At 67.1% G+C, this 18,767-nt stretch carries 18 protein-coding genes; 8 read left to right on the plus strand and 10 right to left on the minus strand.

Features of this window, described 5'->3' with window-relative positions; genetic code table 11:
* The first annotated feature begins 1 nt into the window (after nt 1).
* Together ACQPYM_RS40810 and ACQPYM_RS40815 are read left to right on the plus strand one after the other, a co-directional pair.
* Complete coding sequence (locus tag ACQPYM_RS40810) at nt 2-1,909, plus strand: penicillin-binding transpeptidase domain-containing protein (protein ID WP_433012348.1); 1,908 nt, start codon at nt 2-4, stop codon at nt 1,907-1,909.
* Between the two features lie 19 nt (nt 1,910-1,928).
* Nucleotides 1,929-2,834, plus strand: a complete 906-nt coding sequence (locus ACQPYM_RS40815) for an aminoglycoside phosphotransferase family protein (protein ID WP_433012351.1) — start codon at nt 1,929-1,931, stop codon at nt 2,832-2,834.
* Here ACQPYM_RS40815 and ACQPYM_RS40820 read toward each other — a convergent pair.
* Nucleotides 2,824-4,542, minus strand: a complete 1,719-nt coding sequence (locus ACQPYM_RS40820) for an AAA family ATPase (RefSeq protein WP_433012353.1) — start codon at nt 4,540-4,542, stop codon at nt 2,824-2,826. The two genes, ACQPYM_RS40815 and ACQPYM_RS40820, sit on opposite strands and share 11 nt — an antisense overlap.
* Before the next feature lie 88 nt (nt 4,543-4,630).
* On the opposite strand from ACQPYM_RS40820, the gene ACQPYM_RS40825 reads away from it, so the two are divergent.
* Both ACQPYM_RS40825 and ACQPYM_RS40830 read left to right on the plus strand, forming a co-directional pair.
* On the plus strand, nt 4,631-5,050 hold the full coding sequence (locus ACQPYM_RS40825) for a nuclear transport factor 2 family protein (RefSeq protein ID WP_433012356.1): 420 nt from the start codon (nt 4,631-4,633) through the stop codon (nt 5,048-5,050).
* A gap of 53 nt (nt 5,051-5,103) precedes the next feature.
* Complete coding sequence (locus ACQPYM_RS40830) at nt 5,104-5,433, plus strand: zf-TFIIB domain-containing protein (RefSeq protein ID WP_433012359.1); 330 nt, start codon at nt 5,104-5,106, stop codon at nt 5,431-5,433.
* 15 nt (nt 5,434-5,448) lie between these two features.
* On the opposite strand, the gene ACQPYM_RS40835 is transcribed toward ACQPYM_RS40830, so the two are convergent.
* The 3 genes from ACQPYM_RS40835 to ACQPYM_RS40845 form a co-directional block, all read right to left on the minus strand.
* On the minus strand, nt 5,449-5,862 hold the full coding sequence (locus tag ACQPYM_RS40835; RefSeq protein WP_433012362.1) for a PaaI family thioesterase: 414 nt from the start codon (nt 5,860-5,862) through the stop codon (nt 5,449-5,451).
* A gap of 40 nt (nt 5,863-5,902) precedes the next feature.
* Nucleotides 5,903-6,214: a WhiB family transcriptional regulator gene (locus tag ACQPYM_RS40840; RefSeq protein WP_433012365.1), complete on the minus strand. Its 312-nt coding sequence runs from the start codon at nt 6,212-6,214 to the stop codon at nt 5,903-5,905.
* A 151-nt stretch (nt 6,215-6,365) separates the two neighbouring features.
* Nucleotides 6,366-8,759, minus strand: a complete 2,394-nt coding sequence (locus ACQPYM_RS40845; RefSeq protein ID WP_433012368.1) for an immune inhibitor A domain-containing protein — start codon at nt 8,757-8,759, stop codon at nt 6,366-6,368.
* Between the two features lie 182 nt (nt 8,760-8,941).
* Between ACQPYM_RS40845 and ACQPYM_RS40850 the strand changes: the two genes are divergently transcribed.
* Genes ACQPYM_RS40850 through ACQPYM_RS40860 form a run of 3 tightly spaced genes read left to right on the plus strand, consistent with a single transcriptional unit; the run spans nt 8,942 to nt 11,232 of the window.
* Entirely contained in the window at nt 8,942-9,418 is a 477-nt protein-coding gene (locus tag ACQPYM_RS40850; protein WP_433012370.1) for a GNAT family N-acetyltransferase, read from the plus strand.
* A gap of 22 nt (nt 9,419-9,440) precedes the next feature.
* The gene (locus ACQPYM_RS40855) at nt 9,441-10,505 is read left to right on the plus strand and encodes a DNA polymerase IV (protein WP_433012373.1); all 1,065 of its coding nucleotides are present in this window, start codon (nt 9,441-9,443) and stop codon (nt 10,503-10,505) included.
* 49 nt (nt 10,506-10,554) lie between these two features.
* Nucleotides 10,555-11,232 carry a hypothetical protein gene (locus ACQPYM_RS40860; RefSeq protein WP_433012376.1) on the plus strand — a complete coding sequence of 226 codons (678 nt, stop codon included), beginning with the start codon at nt 10,555-10,557 and terminating at the stop codon, nt 11,230-11,232.
* 4 nt (nt 11,233-11,236) lie between these two features.
* Here ACQPYM_RS40860 and ACQPYM_RS40865 read toward each other — a convergent pair whose 3' ends face one another.
* From ACQPYM_RS40865 to ACQPYM_RS40890, 6 genes are read right to left on the minus strand one after another with little or no spacing between them, the layout of a single operon-like run.
* Entirely contained in the window at nt 11,237-12,082 is an 846-nt protein-coding gene (locus ACQPYM_RS40865; RefSeq protein WP_433012379.1) for an amidohydrolase family protein, read from the minus strand.
* 30 nt (nt 12,083-12,112) lie between these two features.
* Nucleotides 12,113-13,645: a sugar ABC transporter ATP-binding protein gene (locus ACQPYM_RS40870; protein ID WP_433012382.1), complete on the minus strand. Its 1,533-nt coding sequence runs from the start codon at nt 13,643-13,645 to the stop codon at nt 12,113-12,115.
* Entirely contained in the window at nt 13,642-14,649 is a 1,008-nt protein-coding gene (locus tag ACQPYM_RS40875) for an ABC transporter permease (RefSeq protein ID WP_433012385.1), read from the minus strand. The genes ACQPYM_RS40870 and ACQPYM_RS40875 overlap by 4 nt, the downstream gene beginning before the upstream one ends.
* Nucleotides 14,646-15,731 (minus strand): ABC transporter permease, encoded by a 1,086-nt coding sequence (locus ACQPYM_RS40880; protein WP_433012388.1) that lies wholly within the window; start codon nt 15,729-15,731, stop codon nt 14,646-14,648. The genes ACQPYM_RS40875 and ACQPYM_RS40880 overlap by 4 nt, the downstream gene beginning before the upstream one ends.
* Nucleotides 15,728-16,816, minus strand: coding sequence for a mandelate racemase/muconate lactonizing enzyme family protein (locus tag ACQPYM_RS40885; RefSeq protein ID WP_433012391.1), 1,089 nt, complete (start codon nt 16,814-16,816; stop codon nt 15,728-15,730). The genes ACQPYM_RS40880 and ACQPYM_RS40885 overlap by 4 nt, the downstream gene beginning before the upstream one ends.
* A 20-nt stretch (nt 16,817-16,836) precedes the next feature.
* Entirely contained in the window at nt 16,837-17,928 is a 1,092-nt protein-coding gene (locus ACQPYM_RS40890; protein ID WP_433012393.1) for a sugar ABC transporter substrate-binding protein, read from the minus strand.
* A 139-nt stretch (nt 17,929-18,067) separates the two neighbouring features.
* Here ACQPYM_RS40890 and ACQPYM_RS40895 point away from each other — a divergent pair, with 139 nt between their 5' ends.
* Nucleotides 18,068-18,763, plus strand: a complete 696-nt coding sequence (locus tag ACQPYM_RS40895; protein WP_433012396.1) for a GntR family transcriptional regulator — start codon at nt 18,068-18,070, stop codon at nt 18,761-18,763.
* The last annotated feature ends 4 nt before the right edge of the window (nt 18,764-18,767 follow it).

Here is an 18,767-nt window from a genome sequence, read left to right on the forward strand (position 1 = left end):
CGTGAAGCGAACTGCTGCCATCGTCTGTTTGAGTGCCGTCCTGATCACCGCTGGTTGTACCGACAGCAAGTCGGGCAGCGGGGGCAAGCCAGACCCCGACAACGAGAAGCAGGCCTCCGCCGAGGTGGTGAAGAACTTCGCCGCCGCCTGGGTGAAAGCCTGGGCGCCGAACGGCAAGCCGGACGAGGCGGCCGCGCTGACCGACACCCCCGCGACCTTCGGCAAGCGGCTCGACGAGGTCGACTCCGCGCTGGTGGCGCAGAGCGTCACCGTCACGCCACAGGGCGACCCGAAGTGCTCCGACGACAACAACTGCACCCAGGAGCTCGCCGTCGAGGCCGTACTGCGCGGTATCGGCACGATGAAGTGGACGAGTACGGCGACCGCCGTGAAGACCGGTGACGCCTGGAAGGTCAAGGCGTCCGGCGACACCATCTACCCGGGTCTGGGCGAGGCGAACTACCTCAAGCGCGTTCGCGCGTTGCCGGCCCGCGCCTCGATCCTGGACCGCAACGGCAAGGCGCTGACCGCGAACCGCCCGGTCGTCATCGTCGGGGTTGCCTCCGGCAAGGTCGCGACCGCGGCGACGTACGCGGCCTTCACCAGCAAGCTCCAGGTGGACGGCGCGAAGCTGAAGGCGCGAGCAGTCGCCGCACCGGCCGGTCAGTTCGTCGATGCGATCACGATCCGCGCGGAGGAGTGGGAGGTGCTGCGGCCGACCATGAGCGCGCTGCCCGGCGTACTGACGATGGGTGGCACCCAGTCGCTCGCGGAGAGCCCGACGTTCGCCCGCTCGATCATCGGCACGATGAAGACGGCGACCGCCGACACCCTGAAGAACGCCGGCCCGAACGCGTCCGCGACCGACCAGGTCGGCACCACCGGGTTGCAGTACGCCTTCCAGCAGCAGCTCGCCGGTACGCCGGGCGGCACGGTCACGTTGCGCGACGGCAAGACCAAGCTGACGATCAAGACAGTCTTCTCCCAGAAGGGCCAAGCCGGTACGCCGGTGAAGACCAGCCTCGACCCCAACCTGCAACGCTTTGCCGAGACGGCGCTGGCCACGAGCAAGTTGCCGGCCTCGTTGGTCGCAGTACAGGCCTCGACCGGGCAGGTGCTGGCGGCCGCGAACGGACCGACCCCGACGAACTACAACCGCGCTTTCCAGGGCCGGTACGCGCCGGGCTCGACGTTCAAGATCGTCACCTCGGCCGCGTTGCTCGGTAGCGGGCTGACCGCGAGCACCCAGCTGCCGTGCACGAACACGATCAACGTGTTCGGCAAGACCTTCAAGAACTACGACGGTCTGGCGCCGTACGGCAACGGCACGATGGAGCAGGCGCTCAACCAGTCCTGCAACACGGCCTTCATCTCCCAGCACGCCCGGCTGAAGGCGGACGGGATGACGAAGGCGGCGGCGATGTTCGGTATCGGGCAGGACCTGAAGATGGCGATCTCGGCGTACGGCGGTCAGGTGCCGGCGCCGAAGGACGACGTCGAAGAGGCGGCCTCGATGATCGGCCAGGGCACCGTGACGGCCAGCCCGCTCGCGATGGCGATGGTTGCTGCGACGGTCAAGCACGGTACTGCGCTCAAGCCGGTCCTCGTCCCCGGCAAGGACCCGGCGGGCCGTGCCGCCACTCCGTTGCCCCCGGCAACCGCGTCCGCCCTGCAGGCGATGATGCGCACCACGGTCACCAACGGAACAGCCAAGGGCCTGGCCGCCAACGGAGCGGTCGCCGCGAAGACCGGTACCGCCGAGGTAGTTGCCAACGGCAAGGTCATCACCAACGGCTGGATGGTCGGCTACCGGGGTGATGTAGCCTTCGCCGTCATCGTCGAAGGCGGCGTGTCCGGCGGTAAGGCAGCCGGCCCGATCGTGGCCAACTTCCTCAGCAAGTTCCAGTAATACTGTCGGAGGAATCACCTTGCACGACGACCAAGTGGACGTGACGGCCGACGTCGTCGCGACCTTGATCGAGGAACAGTTCCCGCAGTGGAGTGGCCAGGCGATCCGGCTGGTGTCGTCGACCGGGACGGTCAACGCCATCTTCCGGATCGGGAACGATCTCTCCGCGCGCTTTCCCCTGCGTCTGATCGATGCTGCCGAGGCGCTGGCGATTCTGGAGCAGGAAGCTTCGGCGAGCGCGGAGCTGGCACAGGTGTCTCGGTTCCCCGTCCCGGAACCCGTCGCCTTGGGAAAGCCTGGAGCGGGCTACCCCATGCCGTGGTCGGTCCAGACGTGGCTGCCCGGAACGATCGCCTTCGACGCCGACGCGAGTGGGTCGAACTCGTTTGCCGAGGACCTCGCGGCCTTCATCGCAGACCTGCGGGCGGCCGATACGCGGGGTCGGCTCTTCAGCGGCGAAGGTCGTGGCGGCGTCCTCACTGACCACGACGCCTGGATGGCGGAGTGCTTCGACGAGAGCGAAGGGCTGCTCGACGTACCGCGGCTGCGCGAACTGTGGAGCCACTTCCGGGAGCTGCCCCGCACGAGTGCCGACGTGATGAGCCATGGCGACTTGATCCCCGGCAATGTCCTGGTCACCGGCGACCGCCTCAGCGGCGTCCTGGACACCGGCGGCTTCGGCCCCGCCGACCCCGCCCTCGACCTGGTCAGCGCCTGGCACCTCTTACAACCGGGCCCCCGGGAAGTACTCCGACGAGCCCTGGCCTGCGACGACCTGGAATGGGAACGCGGCAAAGCCTGGGCATTCCAACAAGCAATGGGCCTCGTCTGGTACTACCTCAACACCAACCCCACAATGAGCACCCTGGGCCGCCAAACCCTCACCCACATCCTGCAGTCAATGAAGCCGGCAACTAGAAGCTGAGGACCTCTGCGACGGCAGCTTTCACATCGGAAGCGTCGAGAGTGGTCAAGGCCTCGTCGGTGGGGATGCCTGGGGAGTTGAAGATTCTGAGGTCTCGGTGTTTGGCTGCGGTTTCGATGATGGTGCGGATGAAGCGGGCGTTGCCCAGTTCGTCGATGCGGCCGTTGGCGGTGACCTGGTCGAGTACGCCGGTGAGGGCTGTCATCGCTTCGGCGGTGAGTTGGTCGCCGTGGCTGGCGACCAGGCGCAAGGCGATCTCGCGGAGTTGGTCGGCGGTGTAGCGGGGGAAGTCGATGCGGGTGGAGAAGCGGCTGCGCAGGCCTGGGTTCGACTCCAGGAATTCCGCCATCGGCTCGGAGTAGCCTGCGACGATCACCACCAGGCGGTCGCGGTCGTCCTCCATCCGCTTCAGCAGCGTGTCGATCGCCTCGGTGCCGAAGTCGTTGCCGGTCTGCTTCTTGCGCAGCGCGTACGCCTCGTCGATGAACAGCACGCCGTCCAGCGCCGAGTCGACGACCTCGTTCGTCTTCACCGCGGTGTGCCCGATGAACTCGCCGACCAGCCCGGACCGATCGGTCTCGATCATCCGGTCGCCGGACAGCAGCCCCAGCGCGCAGTACAGGCGGGCCACAACTCGGGCGACGGTTGTCTTGCCGGTGCCAGGTGGGCCCGCGAAGATCAGGTGGCCGCCGAGTCGCGGTGCCGGCAGGCCGCGTTCGGCGCGGATCAGGCCGGCCCGGACCTGGGCGGCGACGGCGGAGACCTGACGCTTGACCTCCGCCATGCCGACGTTGCGGTCGAGCTCGTCGAGGATGCCTTGCACGGCTGTCCAGTCGGGCTGGCGGTGCAAGGACGGCTTGGCGGCGTCAGTACGACGTACTGGCGCGGCCGCCGGCTTCTTGATGGCCGGCGCCGGACGGGTTTCGAGTACGAGGTTGGGCTCGATGAGCGCTTCGGCGACCTGGCGGTGCGCGTTGTTGCGCTCGTAGACCCACTCGAACTGCCGGATCGCGTTCTCCTCGCGGCCGGTACCGCGGTAGACGAAGCCCAGGTAGTACTCCGCGTCCACCTGGACGAGGTGGTTGACCTGTTGGCCGGCCGCCCGGCGCAGCGTGTTCTCGGCCTCGCTCCACCGCTCGACCAGGGCGAGCCCTATCCCCAGCCGCAGCGTCGCCTCGGCGCCGAGATGGCCGTCCTCCGGGACCTGGCGGAGCTCGGCGATCGCCTCGTCGTACTGCGTGCGGCGCATCGCGACGGCGGACAGCAGGAAGTGTCGCGGACCGTCCTCGATGATGTGGCCGGTCGCGGTCTCGGCACCGTCCAAGTCGCTCGCGGTGATCAGCCGGAAGGCCTCGGCGTGCCAGACGTGGTCGGTGGTCTCGAGCGGGTTGGTGAACCACCAGCCGGCCTGGAAGGTCGAGCTCAGCCGCCGCTTGTCCGCGTCGCGTTCCTCGCCGAATCGGTCCATGCCGGCCACGATCCGGTCCAGCGCGGTGTCCGCGTCGCCGCCGGCCGCGTGGAAGCCGAGCCAGGCGTCCGTCATGCCCGGATCCAGCTCCAGCGCCCGGGTGAAGGTGTCCAGCGCGGCGGGTTTGTCCGGCGTACCGGCTTCTTCACCTTTCCGGGCGAATCCGAGCTGTGTGGCCCCCCGCACCCACAGACCGCGAGCCCGTCGCCGGGCCAGCAAACCCACGGACTGCTCAGCCATCGCTCTCCTCCAGCCGGGAATGACGCTCGCATCCTCTCATCGAGAGGCGTCACCCAGAATTGTCGGCGCCGGTGGTTACGGTCACGACATGGCCAGCACGGAACAGACCAGAGTGACCGTCCGCCAGTACTTCGACACGATGGCCGCGCGCGACTGGGACGCCTTCGGCGAGGTACTGGCCGAGGACGTCGTCTACGAGATGCCACAGACGGCCGAGCGCATCACCGGCCGGGAGCAGCTCGTCCAGTTCAACCGGGAGTACCCCGGCGACTGGCGGATCAGCGTCACTCGTCTGATCGCTGACGGCGAGACCGCCACGGGGACGATGAACTTCACCGTGGGTGACGAAGACCTGGTGGGACTCGTGTACTTCGAGCTCGCGGGCGGGCTGATCAGCCGGGTGACCGACTTCTGGCCGGAGCCGTACGAGCCTCCCGCGGGGCGCGAGCACCTGACCGAACGAGGAGTTTCCGGACTGGATCGGCTCAGCCGGCCGGACGGATCCTAAGAAGTCGCTGAATCCCCGGCACGATGGGCTTTTCGTCACCTAGAGTTGATCAAATGGAGACCCTGACCTGCCCCAAATGCCGCGGCTCGATGCGCACCTACGAGCGCAGCGGCGTCACTGTCGACCAGTGCACCGAGTGCCGTGGCGTCTTCCTCGACCGCGGTGAGCTGGAGAAGCTGATCGACGCCGAGATCGCCTTCAACGGACCGCAACCGGTTCACCCGCAGGCACCGGCGCCGCAGCAGCCGCGCTACGAGGAGAAGCGGTACGACGACCGGCGCTACGAGGACAAGGACAAGCGCCACTACGACGACCGCAACCGCTACCAGCAGTACCCGCAGCGCAAGAAGAAGAAGTCCTTCCTGGACGAGCTCTTCGACTGAGCTGACAAAACCAGATCAGCCGCGGACGGCGATTACCGTGCCCTGGGCGATGGCACAGAGCGTGGCCTCGCCGTCCTCGCTGACGACGAACAGTTCGCAGGTGCAGGTCGCCTGCCGGCCACCCGCGTGCACGACCTTCGCCTCGGCACGCAGTACGGAGCCCGCGGCCGGCCGCAGGTAGTTGATCGTGAACCCGCCGGTCAGCACCACCGGCCCGAGCGCGGTACCGCCGGCGAAGGTGATCGCGTTGTCCGCCGCATAGCCGAGCACTCCGCCGTGCAGGTAGCCGTTCTGCTGCAGCAAGTCGTCCCGGACGTCGAGCTCGAGCGTCGCTCCCCCGTCGCCGAAGGCCGTCACCCGGGCGCCCAGCAGCACGCTGAACGGCTGCGACGCGAGGACCTTCTCGGCCAGTTCCTGAGTCAGCTCCACCCGGCCAGACTAGCCAGCGTCAGAGCCAACCTCGCAGGTACTAGTGTCGCCGACCGTGCAGAGCGGGTTCGCGTTCTTCTTCGGTGATGCCGCCCCACACGCCGTACATCTCGCCGACTCCCAGGGCATGCTCGGCGCACTCACGCCGGACCGGGCAGGTGCCGCACAGCGACTTCGCGAGCAGCTCGCGGGCGTGTTTGCGCAGGCCGCGTTCGGACTCGGCGGCGAAGAACAGGTCGGGATTCACATCGCGGCAGGCGGCGTGGTCCTGCCATTCCCAGTTCTCGATCAGCGGGGAGGGCAGGCCTTCCGGCGCCTTCGTGACCGCCCCGGCGGGCGGTTTGCGCCTCATCGACTCACCTCGAACCGCAACTGTCGGAGTCTCTCCACCATCACAGACACCTCGTACCTGGTCGGGTCCGCGGCAGCTGTCTGCATAGCCGCCGGCACCCGACCTGGTACCCCGTCCTCAAACGCCGAGGAACTCCAACCCAGCGGACCAGCTACTTCGAGACGATGATCCGCATCGAGGTGCCCTGCTGGGTCAGCACCCGGATCTTCACGCCCACGTGCGGCAGCTTCACGCCGTACGACGGGATCTTCGACGTCCAGAACTCCTGCCGGTCGTCGAAGGTCGAGACGCCGTCCCCGCCGCGCACGTAGTTCTTCTTGCCGGCCACCGTCAGGCTGAACGAGTCGGACTTCCGCAGACCGAAGGTCGAGTCGTAGCTCTGGATCGTGCTGCGCCAGTAGGCGCCGTCGAGCCGGACCCGCGGCTGCGGGTTCGCGTCGATCGGCAGCCACTGCCCTTCGCCGGGGTGGACGGCGGTCTCGTTGTTCTTCTGCGAGGTGTCCCAGTACGAGACCAGCAGCCCGTCCTGGTACGGGAAGTGCTCGACCCAGTCCGGCCGTGGTGCGCCGACGAAGTTGTACGGGCCGTGCTCCAGGTACCTGTTGAAGAAGCTGTAGGTGTAGTTCGACGCCAGGTAGTAGTGGTCGTACTCCTTCGTCACCGAGTCGCCGACCGCCTCGAACCCGGTCGCGGTCCAGCCGTTCCCGCCGCTCTCGGCACCGTCGTCGAGCAGCGTCTTGCCGCCCGCGGTGAGCTTGATGTCGTCGGCGAAGAACCCGAGCTCGTGCGCCGCCGCGTCCGTCGCGTACCGGAACCGCAGGTCGATCGACTTCCCGGCGTACGCCGACAGGTCGAACTTCGCCGGCTGCCAGCCCTTGCTGTCCCCGTCGATACCGTTCGCCTCGGCGGACTTGGTGATGGTGCCCGCGATCGCCTTCCAGCCCGACCCGTCATTCACCTCGACGTACGCGTAGTCGCAGGCATCCGGGCCGCAGTCCTCGATCTTCCAGTTCGCCTGGAAGTCCAGTGACGCCTTGCCGGCCGGAAGGGTGACTTTGCGACTCAGCGTGTTCGTCAGCTTGTCGCCGGTGCCGCTCCACCACGACTTGGCACCGGTGACCGGCTTGACCAGTTGCGTCGTCACCTTCTTCTTCGGCAGTACGACGACCACGCCCTGCGCCCGCTTCGAGTTGTACTCGTGCGGCCCGAGGTCGATCGCCCTGGTCTGGCCGGCCTTCACCGTCTCGTAGTCGAGCCAGCCGAGTTGCAGCTTGTCCCAGGTACCGAGGTCCTGCGGCTTCTGCCCGATGCCGATGTCACCCTTCGCGCCGGCGCGGGACTGTGCCATCACACTCCACCAGTTCACCGGGTTCTGGCTGGGCTGCCCGGAGGTGTCGTAGTGGTCCGGCAGGCCGAGGTCGTGACCGTACTCGTGCACGAAGACGCCCAGGCCACCGTTCTCCGGCTGGACCGTGTAGTCGCCGATCCACAGCCCGGTGCTGCCGATCTGGGTGCCGCCGAGCTTGTTCGCCGCCGGGCCGCTGCTGTTGTTGCCGAACGCGTACCAGCGGTGCGACCAGATCGCGTCCTCACCCTGGTGCGGGTCGCCATCGGCCTGGTCGCCGCCGGAGTGCACGATCTGGAAGTGGTCGAGGTACCCGTCCGGCTCGTTGAAGTTGCCATCGGCATCGAAGTCGTAGCGGTCCCACTGGTCGTACGACGCCAGCGCGGACTTGATCTGAGCAGCCGTCTTCCCCGCCTCCTCCTGGCCCTTGACCCACTGCGCGACGGCGTCGCTGATCAGGTTCCAGGTGTTGCTGCAGGTGGTGTCGGCACACGGGAACCCGTTGCTCCGGCCGTACCGGGCCTCGTTGTAGGGCACCTTCACCCAGTCCGAGACCATCCCGTCGACGCTGTACCGGCCCGACGACTGCTTCTCGTAGTACGTCTTCACCGAGTCGCCCTTGCCGAAGTACAGCTGGCGGTAGTGCTCCGGTGAGTAGTCGGCCTGCCAGATGGTGGAGTTGTCCGTACTCCGGTCCGGCTGGGGGATCGCGTTGTGCAACGGACCGTCGAAGGTGGCCGGCCCGGGTGTCTTCGGGTCGGTGTCCTTGTCCGGGTAGTCCGGGTGCCGCTGGTTGCCGAACTCGGCGAGGATCACGAAGATCTTGTCGGTCTTCTCGCGCGCCAGCTCGACGTACTGGTCCCTGCGTTTGGCGGCGATCTTCAGCCGGCCGCGGTGGTCCCGGGCCGCCGGTACGGCGACTTCCTGGCCGACCTTGACCACCTTGCTCGTCCCGCGCTGCTCGACCTTCGCCGAGCCGTTCAGCACGTTTGCCAGAGCCTGTTCGCGCAGGTCGCGGCGCTTCTCCTCGAGAGCGTTGGGTAGTTCGTCCCGTCCGGCCTTGACCGCGGCCGGACCGCTGGGGGCGTCCCCGTCGGCCGGGGACGTGCCGGCCACCGACTGCGGTAGCTGGCCGAGCCCGGTCAGGACCGCGAGACTCAGGACTCCGATGGCCGTCGTACGTGCGGGGTCGAAGCGCACAGTTCCTCCTGGGATTCACCCGGGCTGACGGCGCAGCGGCGGCCCCGCGCCGGACAGGAGCCGGTGGCAACTATCTGGCGTGAGGCTATCGCACGCAGGGTCACCATATGGTGACGTTAAGCTTTCGTTCGGCTCTCCGACGAGGTGGGATGACGGTTTCTCGCGGGCGGTATCTTCCAGGCATGAGCAGTTCGAAGATGTCGCCGCCGGTGTCCCTGCGCCCCCTGACCCAGGCCGAGTTCGGTCCTTGGATCGCCCGGGCCGCCGAAGCGTTCGCGGCCGGGATGGGGCCGGCCCGCGGACTCGATCCCGACACCGCTCTGGAGACCGCTCACCGGGAGGTGGCCAAGCTGCTTCCCGAGGGCCGGGACACCGAGAAACACCTCCTCTGGCTGGCCATCCACGACGGCGTGCCGGTGGGCAGCCTGTGGATCAGCACCGAGAAGGCGAACCCGTTCATCTTCATGATCGAGGTGCTCGAGGAGCATCGCGGCAAGGGGTACGGCCGGTCGATCATGCTGGCGGGCGAGGAGGAGTGCCGCCACCGTGGGTACGCGTACCTCGACCTGAACGTCTTCGGCAACAACACGACCGCGATCTCGCTCTACGACTCGCTCGGCTTCAAGGTCACCGCCCAGCAAATGCGCAAGCCACTCTGACGCTGTGTGGTACCTCTGAGGGATGAGCGAGTCGCCGACCTCAGCGGGCTGGTGGCTGCTGCACGTCGACATGGACCAGTTCCTCGCCGCCGTGGAGATCCGGCGGCGCCCCGAACTGCGCGGGCTGCCGGTGGTGGTCGGCGGCTCGGGCGATCCGACCCAGGCACGGCAGGTGGTCGCCACCGCGTCGTACGAGGCTCGCGAGTTCGGGGTCCACTCGGGGATGCCGCTGCGGGCTGCTTTCAAGAAGTGTCCCGAGGCGGTTTTCCTGCCGACCGACCCGGCGACGTACGACGCTGCGTCGGCCGAGGTGATGGACACGCTGCGCGAGTTCCCCGTGGTCGTCGAGGTGTGGGGCTGGGACGAGTGCTTCGTCGGGGCGACGACGGATGATCCAGAGGCGCTGGCCAGGGAGCTGCGGGCCGCCGTACTGGAGCGGACCGGGCTGTCGTGTTCGATCGGGATCGGTGACAACAAGGTGCGGGCCAAGCTCGCCACCAGCTTCGGCAAACGCGATCTTGGCAGCGGCGAGGGTGTGTACCGGCTGACCGCGGCCAACTGGGTCGAGGTGATGCACCACCGTCCGGTCCGTGAGCTGTGGGGTATCGGCAGCCGGATGTCGCAGAACCTCAACGAACTGGGCCTGTTCACCGTGGCGGACCTGGCGGCGGCCGACCTCGAGGTGCTGAAGAAACGCTTCGGACCGAAGATGGGCACCTGGTACCTCGCGCTCGGTCGCGGGCTCGGCGATACCGAGGTCACCGACGTACCCCGCGAGCCGGTGTCGCGCAGCCACGAGGAGACGTTCCCGGCGGATCTGGCCGAACGTGCCGACATCGAACGGGAACTCCGCCGGATCGCGCTCGCGGTCACGCGGGAAGTCGTCGCCGATGGACGCAGCATCCAGCGGATCGCGGTGAAGCTGCGGTTCACCTCCTTCTACACGCCGATCAAGAGCCGCAAACTCCCGGAGATCACGCAGGACCCGGAGGTGGTCGCCGCGGCTGCGCTGGTACTGCTGGAGAAGTTCGAGCTGCGGCGACCGGTACGCCTGATCGGCGTACGGGTGGAATTCCCCCGGCCCTGAACTTCCGTGGGCGCCGAACTTCCGTGGGCGCTGCGGCGTCCAACGCTGCATGTTCACCCGCGCAACCGGTATCGGCCTGGCCGTCGCTGTGCTCGCCGCCGGCGGCCTGGCCACAGCTGCCGTCGCCCGCTCACAATCCAGTGATGAGAGGAGCCCGGTCGCCGGCCAGCCGGGCGCGAATGGGCCGAGCACAAGCATCCGACCGAAGGCGATCGACAACGTTCCCGCGCTCGAGCCGGCGCAAGTGAGCTATCAGCAGCAAAACTGGGGTGACCCGAAGACCGAGCTCGGCATCGTCATCCAGGCACCGACGGGCTGGACGAAGGTGAAGCTGTCCACCTTCGAGGCGAAGTTCACCAGCTCGAACGGACTGTGGAACCTCCGCGTGAACGGCGTACCCAAGGCCCAGCAGACCAAGACCGCCGCGGACGCCAAGTACGCGCTGATCTCGTCGTCAGCGGAAGGCTTCGAACTCGTCTCCCGCGAATCCGGTACGACCCGCGCCACCAACCCGGCCTTCGCCGGAGTCATCTTCCACCACCGGACGCTGACCTACACCTACAACGACCCGAAGCGCGGCCGTCGCCTGGTGATCGACCGTTTCGTCTCGGCCGACAACAGCCCTCACATGCTGTTCGAACTCAGCACCGGCGGCCGCCCGCAGGATGCCGCCGGCCTAGCCGCGATCACCACCAAAGCAACCGAAGACTTCATCCGCCTCCCCTGAGCCGTCAGACGAGGTTGTACACCCGGCGGGCCGTCTCGCCGAAGACTTGCTGACGCTCGGCCGGGGTGAGGCTTGCGGTGAGAGCTTCGGCTGCCTCAACCACCTCGACGTAGGAAGCAGCAAGGAGACAGACCGGCCAGTCGGAGCCGAACATGACTCGATCCGGCCCGAAGGCATCCAGTACTACGTCGGCGTACGGCTGGAGGTCGGAGACTTTCCAGTCGGTCCAGGATGCTTCGGTCACCATGCCGGAGAGTTTGCAGGACACGTTCGGCAGGGCTGCCAGCGCACGTAGGTCGGATGCCCACGGCTCCAAGTCCCCGCCGATCACCGGCTTCGAGATGTGGTCCACGACAAACGACAACTGAGATAGCGCCTGCGCCGTCTCCAACGCAGCGGGCAGATGCGGCGTCTTCGTCAACAAGTCATAAACCAGCCCAGCCTCGGCAACTGCTGCCAGTCCTGCTCGTACGTCGTCCCGACACAACCATCGCGGATCAGCCTCGTCGTGCACCTGATGCCTGATCCCCTTCAACCACTCCCCATCCGGCCGCGCCTTCAACTCGGCCAGCAGGTCGCCGACGTCTGGCGCTGTCAGATCCACCCACCCGACCACCCCAGCCACCAATTCATTGCCAGCAGCAACTTCCAGGAACTCCCCAGTCTCCGCCAGCACCCCGACGGTCTGCACCAGCACCGTCGACGTCACACCCGCCGCAGCAGCCAGCGGCGCAAGATCATCGATCGAGAAGTCCCGCCGAATCGGCGCCAACTCCTCCCCGACCATCCACGACTGCTCCCGAACACTCAGATCCCACACATGATGATGCGCATCAACCCACCCGCTCACACCCACTCCTCTCCATCAACCCAGCCGCCTTCATACGCCCGCCGGTGTTTCCGCGTGGATGAGGCGGATGACCTGTTGGCTCATCGTGTCGTAGTCGTGGGTGTTTTCTACCTCGCCGCGGACGCGGTGGTCGCGCATCACCACGACCCGGTCGGCCAGCGTGATCATCTCCGGCAGATCCGACGTGATCAGCAGGATCGCCAGTCCGTGGGCCGCCAGGTCCCAGATCAGTGTGTGGAAGGCGTCCTTGGTCCGGACGTCGATGCCGACCGTCGGCTCGTCGATGATCAGGATCTCGGTTTTCGCCGCCAGCCATTTCGCCAGCGACACCTTCTGCTGGTTGCCGCCCGACAACGTGCCGGCCAGCTGGTCCGGAGAGGCGATCCGGATCCCGAGTTGCTCAACGTACTCCGCGACCAGCGCAGACTCGGTCTTCTTCGGGACATAGGCCAACCCCGGAATCCGCCCGAGCCGCTTCAGCAACCGGTCCCAGACCGTCACGGCGATGTTGCGCCGCACCGACTGCTCCAGGAAGACGCCTTCTTCCTTCCGGTTCTCGGTGACGTAGCCGATCTTGTGGTTCTTCAGCGCGTCCCGCACGTTCCGGATCCGCACCAGCTCACCCCGCACCCGTACTTCGCCCGCGGTGATCCGGTCGAGCCCGAGCAACGCCTTCGCCAGCTCACTCCGCCCAGCGCCGACGAGCCCGTACAACCCGACGATCTCCCCCGGCCGGACCGCGAGATCGACCTCCGCGTGCCCGGAAGCAGTAGCAACGCCGGACAGCTGCAGCAGTGGGGCGGCATCCGCGACGGTCCGCGGTGGCAAGGTCAGCGCCTCGTGCACCCGCCCGACCATCAGGTCGACCACCTGATCACGCGTGAGGTCAGCCAGCGCGCCGGCCTCGAGTACCGAAGAGCCGTCCCGCAGCACGGTCACGGTGTCGCAGATCTGGAAGACCTCTTCGAGCTTATGACTCACGAACAGCACCGACCGGCCGTCGTTCTTCAGCTTCTCGACCACCCGGAAGAGTCGCTCGGCCTCGTTCGGCGTGATCGAGGCGGTCGGCTCGTCGAGCAGCAGCACGCGGCTCTCCACCGACAGCGCCTTCGCGATCTCGACCAACTGCGCCTGCGCGACGGACAGCTCCGTCACCGGCAGGTCCGGGTCGAGATCCAGATCCAGCTCGGCCAGCCACCGAGTCGCCTCCGAACGGATCCGGCCGCGATCGACCAGCCCACGAGAGGTCGGCAGCTTCTGGAGCAGGATGTTCTCCCCGACGGTGAAGCCCGGGATCAGGTTGCGCTCCTGGTGCACCACGCCGATCCCCGCCGACGCCGACTCGTGCGGTGAACCGAACTGCACCGCCTGACCGTCCAGCCGCAAGACTCCGCCGTCGGGTTTGTAGAGCCCCGTGATGACCTTGATCAACGTGGACTTGCCCGCGCCGTTCTCACCCAGCAACGCGTGCACGGAACCCGCTTCAAGCTTCAGCGTCACCCCGTCGAGCGCGCGCACCCCAGGGAACAGCTTGTCGACCTCGACCGCCTCGAACAACGTCATGACACACCCCCTGGAACCACGGCCGTATCAGGCGCTTTGACGGCCGTACGACGCTCCTGCCGGCGAGTCCGGACCTGTCCGAGCACCACCGAGCCGAGCACGACCGTGCCGACGACGAAGTTGACCCAGCTCGGTTCGAGCGAGAACTCCGCGCGGGCCGTGTCGACGAAGCGCACGATGAACGCGGCCAGCACCGTCCCGAGCACGACCGCCGATCCGCCGGTCAGCAAGGCACCACCGATGATCGGTGCGGCGAAACTCGGCAGCAGCCAGTCGCCACCGATGCTCTTGTTCACCCCCGGCGACGACGCGACGGTCAGGATCGCGGCGACGCCGAGGATCGCGCCGGACAGCGTGTGCGCGATGATCACCGAGCGGTCGTTGGAGATCCCGGAAAGCCTTGCGGCGATGGGATTCCCGCCCGAGGCGAGCAGTTGCCGGCCAGGCACCGTCCGGCGCAGCATCACCGCCAGCAGCCCGGCCACCACCAACGCGACGAGGAAGATCAACGGGAGCACCCCGAACACGGCGTACGAGCCGAAGCTCTTCAGGCCCTGGGGATACGCGTCGACGGTGCGCGTGCCGACCAGCCGGTACTGGACGCCGAGCAGCACGGTCATCGTGGCCAGCGTGACGATGAAGCCGTTGATCCGGGTGAGGACGACCAGCAGGCCGTTCGCCAGGCCGGCGAGCGAGGCGAGCAGGAAGCCGATCAGCAACGCGAGCGGCACCGGGACGCCGTGGTCGGCCATCAGCACGCCCATCGCGCACGCGGCGAATCCGCCGACGGCTCCGACGGCGAGGTTGAGTTGACCCACGGCTAAGACCACCATCTGAGCCAATCCGATCAGCACCGGCACCGCAAGGAACTGAAGCAGCACTCGCAGTGAATTCGCCTCGAGCAGGTCACCGCGCGAAGCGATCACCAGACCGATGAAGAACACCACGCCGATGACCAGCAGGGTCATCTCCGTCGTGCGGGCAAAACGCAGCGCGGACTTCATCGTTTTCGCACCCCCTGCCGGTCGGACAGCACTGTTCGGACCCGGTCGGTGGACAGCGCGACGAGCAGGATCAATCCGAGATAGATGTTCAGGCTCTCCAGCCCGACCCCCAGCAGATCAAGGCCCTTCCGGATCACCGTCGTCAGCGCGGTACCGAGCATCGTGCCCCAGACCGAGATGAACCCGCCGGCCAGCAGCGTTCCGCCGAGGATCGGCCCGAGGAACGACGGCAGCATGAACTCCTCACCGATCGTCGCCTTGATCGAACCGGTGCTGACCGCGAGCATGAAGCCGGCCAGCGCCGCCAGGCACCCCGACATCGCATGCGCGGTGATCACCCGGCGAGCGGTCGGGATCCCTGACAGTTCAGCCGCCTTCACCGACGTCCCGGTCATCAACAGCTCGCGGCCAAGCTTCGTGCGGCTGTAGATCCAGCCGACCACGACCATCGCGACAACCGCGAAGAGAGCCAGCTGCGGTACTGCGGGCGATCCGCACAGGTTGCCGATACAGACGTCACCGAGCGAGTAGTTGCGCAGTTCACGCATCCCCGGCGGCTTGGTGACGAAGGCCGCGTTGTCGGTCAACCCGGTGTAGACGAGCGGAATCAGGCCGAGTAGCAAGAAGTCGAGTGCGAGTGTGACCACGAACGAGTTCACGCCGGTCCGGGCTATCACCCACCCGGCGAGCGCGCCGATCGCAGTACCGGCGATGAGGCCGACCAGCAGACCGGCGTACAGGCTGAAGCCCCACAGGTCGTAGGAGATGCCGGTGATCATCATCGAGAACGCCGCCATCCGGCCGACGGCGAGGTTCATGTGGCCGATCGACAGCACGCACATCTGCGCGAGCCCGACGACCGTGAACATCGCGATGTCGCGCAGCAGCGGGAAGACGACGAGATCCTGGTTGAAGAACGCGGGCCGCAGGATGCCGAAGAGCGTGCCGAGGGCAATCACCAGGATCAGCAGGCCGATCCGCTGGTTCGCCCACCACGGAGTCCGGCCGCCGCGAGGCTGCTCGACCGGCGCGTCCGGCTCCTGCAGCGCGGCGGTGGCGGTCTCAGAGACAGGCGCGCTCATGACACCCGCCGGTCGTCGATCGCGTCGCGATCCCAGTCGATGCCCAGCCCCGGCTCGTCCGGCGCGACGGCGTGCCCATCGGCGATCTCCATCTCGGATTTAGTGATCGCGCGCAACTGCGGAATGTGCTCGACGTACCGGCCGTTCGGTACTGCGGCAGTCAGGCTCACGTGGAGTTCCATCAGGAAGTGCGGGCAGACCTCGAGGTTGAAGGTCTCGGCGAGATGCGCCACCTTCAGCCATGGGGTGATGCCGCCGATCCGGGCGACGTCCACCTGGATGATGCCGGCCGCCCCGGCGGCGACGTACTCGCGGAACTGCGAGATGGAGTACATCGACTCACCGACCGCGATCGGGATCGAGGTCGACTCGGCCAACCGGACATGCCCGGTCAGGTCGTCGGCCGGCAGCGGCTCCTCGAACCAGCTCAGATCGAGCGGCTCGAAGGCCCGGGCCCGACGCTTGGCCTCGGCGTACGTCATCGACTGGTTGGCATCGACCATGATGTCCAGCGCCGGACCGACGGCATCCCGTACTGCGGTGAGCCGTTCGAGGTCCTCGTGGACGCGCGGCTTGCCCACCTTGAGTTTGACTCCCGGCCAGCCGGCCTTCTGCGAGGCGAGCGCTCCGGCGACGAGCTGGTCCGTTGTCAGGTGCAACCAACCACCCTCGGTGTCGTAGAGCGGTACGCGCCGGCGGAAGCCACCCGCGAGCCGCCAGAGCGGCTCACCGACCCGCCGGCAGCGCAGGTCCCACAGGGCGGTGTCGACGGAGGCGAGCGCGAGCGAGGTGATCGCGCCGACCGTGGTCGCCCGGGTGGACGCGAACAGGTCGAACCAGATCGCTTCCACGTTCCGGGCGTCCGCGCCGATCAGCTTCGGCAACAGGTGATCCCGCAACATCGCCAGTACTGCGGTGCCGCCCGTCCCGATCGTGTAGGAGTAGCCGAGTCCGGCGTACCCGTCGGCGGTCTCGAGCTCGACGAAAACCGTTTCCTGCTTGAGGAACGACTGGACCGCGTCGTTCCGCTCGGTCTCCACCTCGAGATCGACGAGGAACGCCTCGGCACGGGTGATGGTTGTCATGGGCAAGGTCTTTGCTCCGGTCACGAGCAGCTCAGCTGAGTGGCGAATTCCTTCTGCAGCTCGGTGGTCTTGGCCTTGCGCTCGGTGTCGTAGCTGTCCACGTTCGTCTTGGTGACCACGAAGGAGCCGGAGTCGACGATCACGCCGGGCGTCTTCATCGTGCACTGCTTGGAGCCGAGCAGGGCGAGCAGCCAGCCGCCGACGTAGGCCTGGCCGACCGGGTTCTGGGTCACCGTCGCGGCGACGCCGCCGGACTTGATGCCGGCCAGGATCTTGGCGTCGTCGTCGATCGCCACCACCTTGATCGGAAGCTTGCTGCTGGCAACACCGTCGGCCGCGGCCACGGCCGGGTTGTAGGCGGTGGTGACGATGCCCTTGATCTCCTTGCCCTTCGAGGCAAGCAGGTCGGCGACCGCCTTCTGCGCGGTCTGCAGGTCCTTGTCGATATCGGTGATCTCCGGCAGCTGGGTGACCTTGCCGTTCGTCTCGGCGACCGCCTTCTTCACGCCCGCGATCCGGCGCTGGGTGTTCGAGTCGACGTTGTTGCCGGTCAGGTGGACGATCGTGCCGGTCCCGCCGATCGCCTCGATCGTTGCCTTCGCCGCCTTGTACGCCGCCGCTTCCACGTCGGTCGACAGGCAGAAGTCAGCCGAGTTCGTGTCACCGGCCGGGCAGGACGCGAGCGAACCGACCGCGAAACCCTTGGCCTTCAGGTCCTCGAAGGTGGAGTTGATGTCGGTCGGTGACACCCCGAAGATGCCGAACGCGTTGTAACCCTGCGCCGCCAGGGAGTTGATGACGTTGTTCTGCTTGCCCTGATCCCACTCGCCGGTCTCGTTGAAGGTGGCGTCACCGAGCTTGAAATCGGTCTTGTCCAGCTCGGCAGTCGTCTTCCATGGCTGGAAGTACGGGTGCGCACCGCCCGGGATGAGGGCCAGCTTCACCTTGGAACCGTCCTTGAGTTCCACCGGGCCGGTCGACGTACCGGTGGAAGCGTCGTCCTTGGCGGTTCCGGCGGTGTCGTTGGAGTCCTTGGTGCTGCAGCCGGTCGCGACGAGCGCAACGAGTGCCAGCCCCACGACGGTCTTCCGGGAAAGCGATTGCACGTTCATGGGGCTGACTCCTCAAAGATCCTATAGGATATTGCTTAGCTGATGCTGCCGCCTCACACTGGTGGCGTCAAGACTTGCCGGGGTAACGACTGAGCACCCTCGCGGAAGTCGGGCATGATGGGGCTCGGGAGGAGCGACAGTGACAGATGCGCACATAGGGCTGGCGGGGCAGCTCGCTCGCCTGCCGCAGCGGCAGGTACTGAGCGACGACGTCTACGAGACCGTCAAAGGCCTGATCATGGACAGTGTCGTCGAGCCGGGCACCCGGCTGAACATCGACGCGCTGACCCGCGAACTCGGCATCTCGCAGACGCCGATCCGTGAGTCGCTCGCCCGACTGGAGTCCGACGGCCTGGTCATCAAGGAGCCGCTGCGCGGGTACCGGGTCTCCTCCCGGCTGACCCGCGAGGAGTTCGAGGACCTCTTCGAGTACCGGTTGCTGATCGAGCCCTGGGCGGCCGGCCGCGCCGCCGAGCGGACCGCCCCGGACGACATGACCCGGCTCAAGAACGAGATGCTCAGCTACACCGACGTACCGGATCGTCCCGACTACGACAGTTACAAGGCGATGGCCGCGCACGACCAGCGGTTCCATGATCTTGTCTTGGAACTGTCCGGCAACGAGACCGCCCGGCAGTCCTTCGCGCGCACGCACTGCCACCTGCACCTGTTCCGCCTGTACTACGGCGGCGGGATCGCGACCAAGGCGCTGCGCGAACACAAGACGATCGTGGCCGCGGTCCGCAAGGGCGATCCCCAGGAGGCGGCTGCCGCGATGCACGCACACATCGAAGCGTCCCGGGCCCGGCTGCGGCCCGTGTTCGACCAACTGTGAATTC

Source organism: Kribbella sp. CA-294648, from assembly GCF_050943845.1.
GTDB lineage: Bacteria > Actinomycetota > Actinomycetes > Propionibacteriales > Kribbellaceae > Kribbella.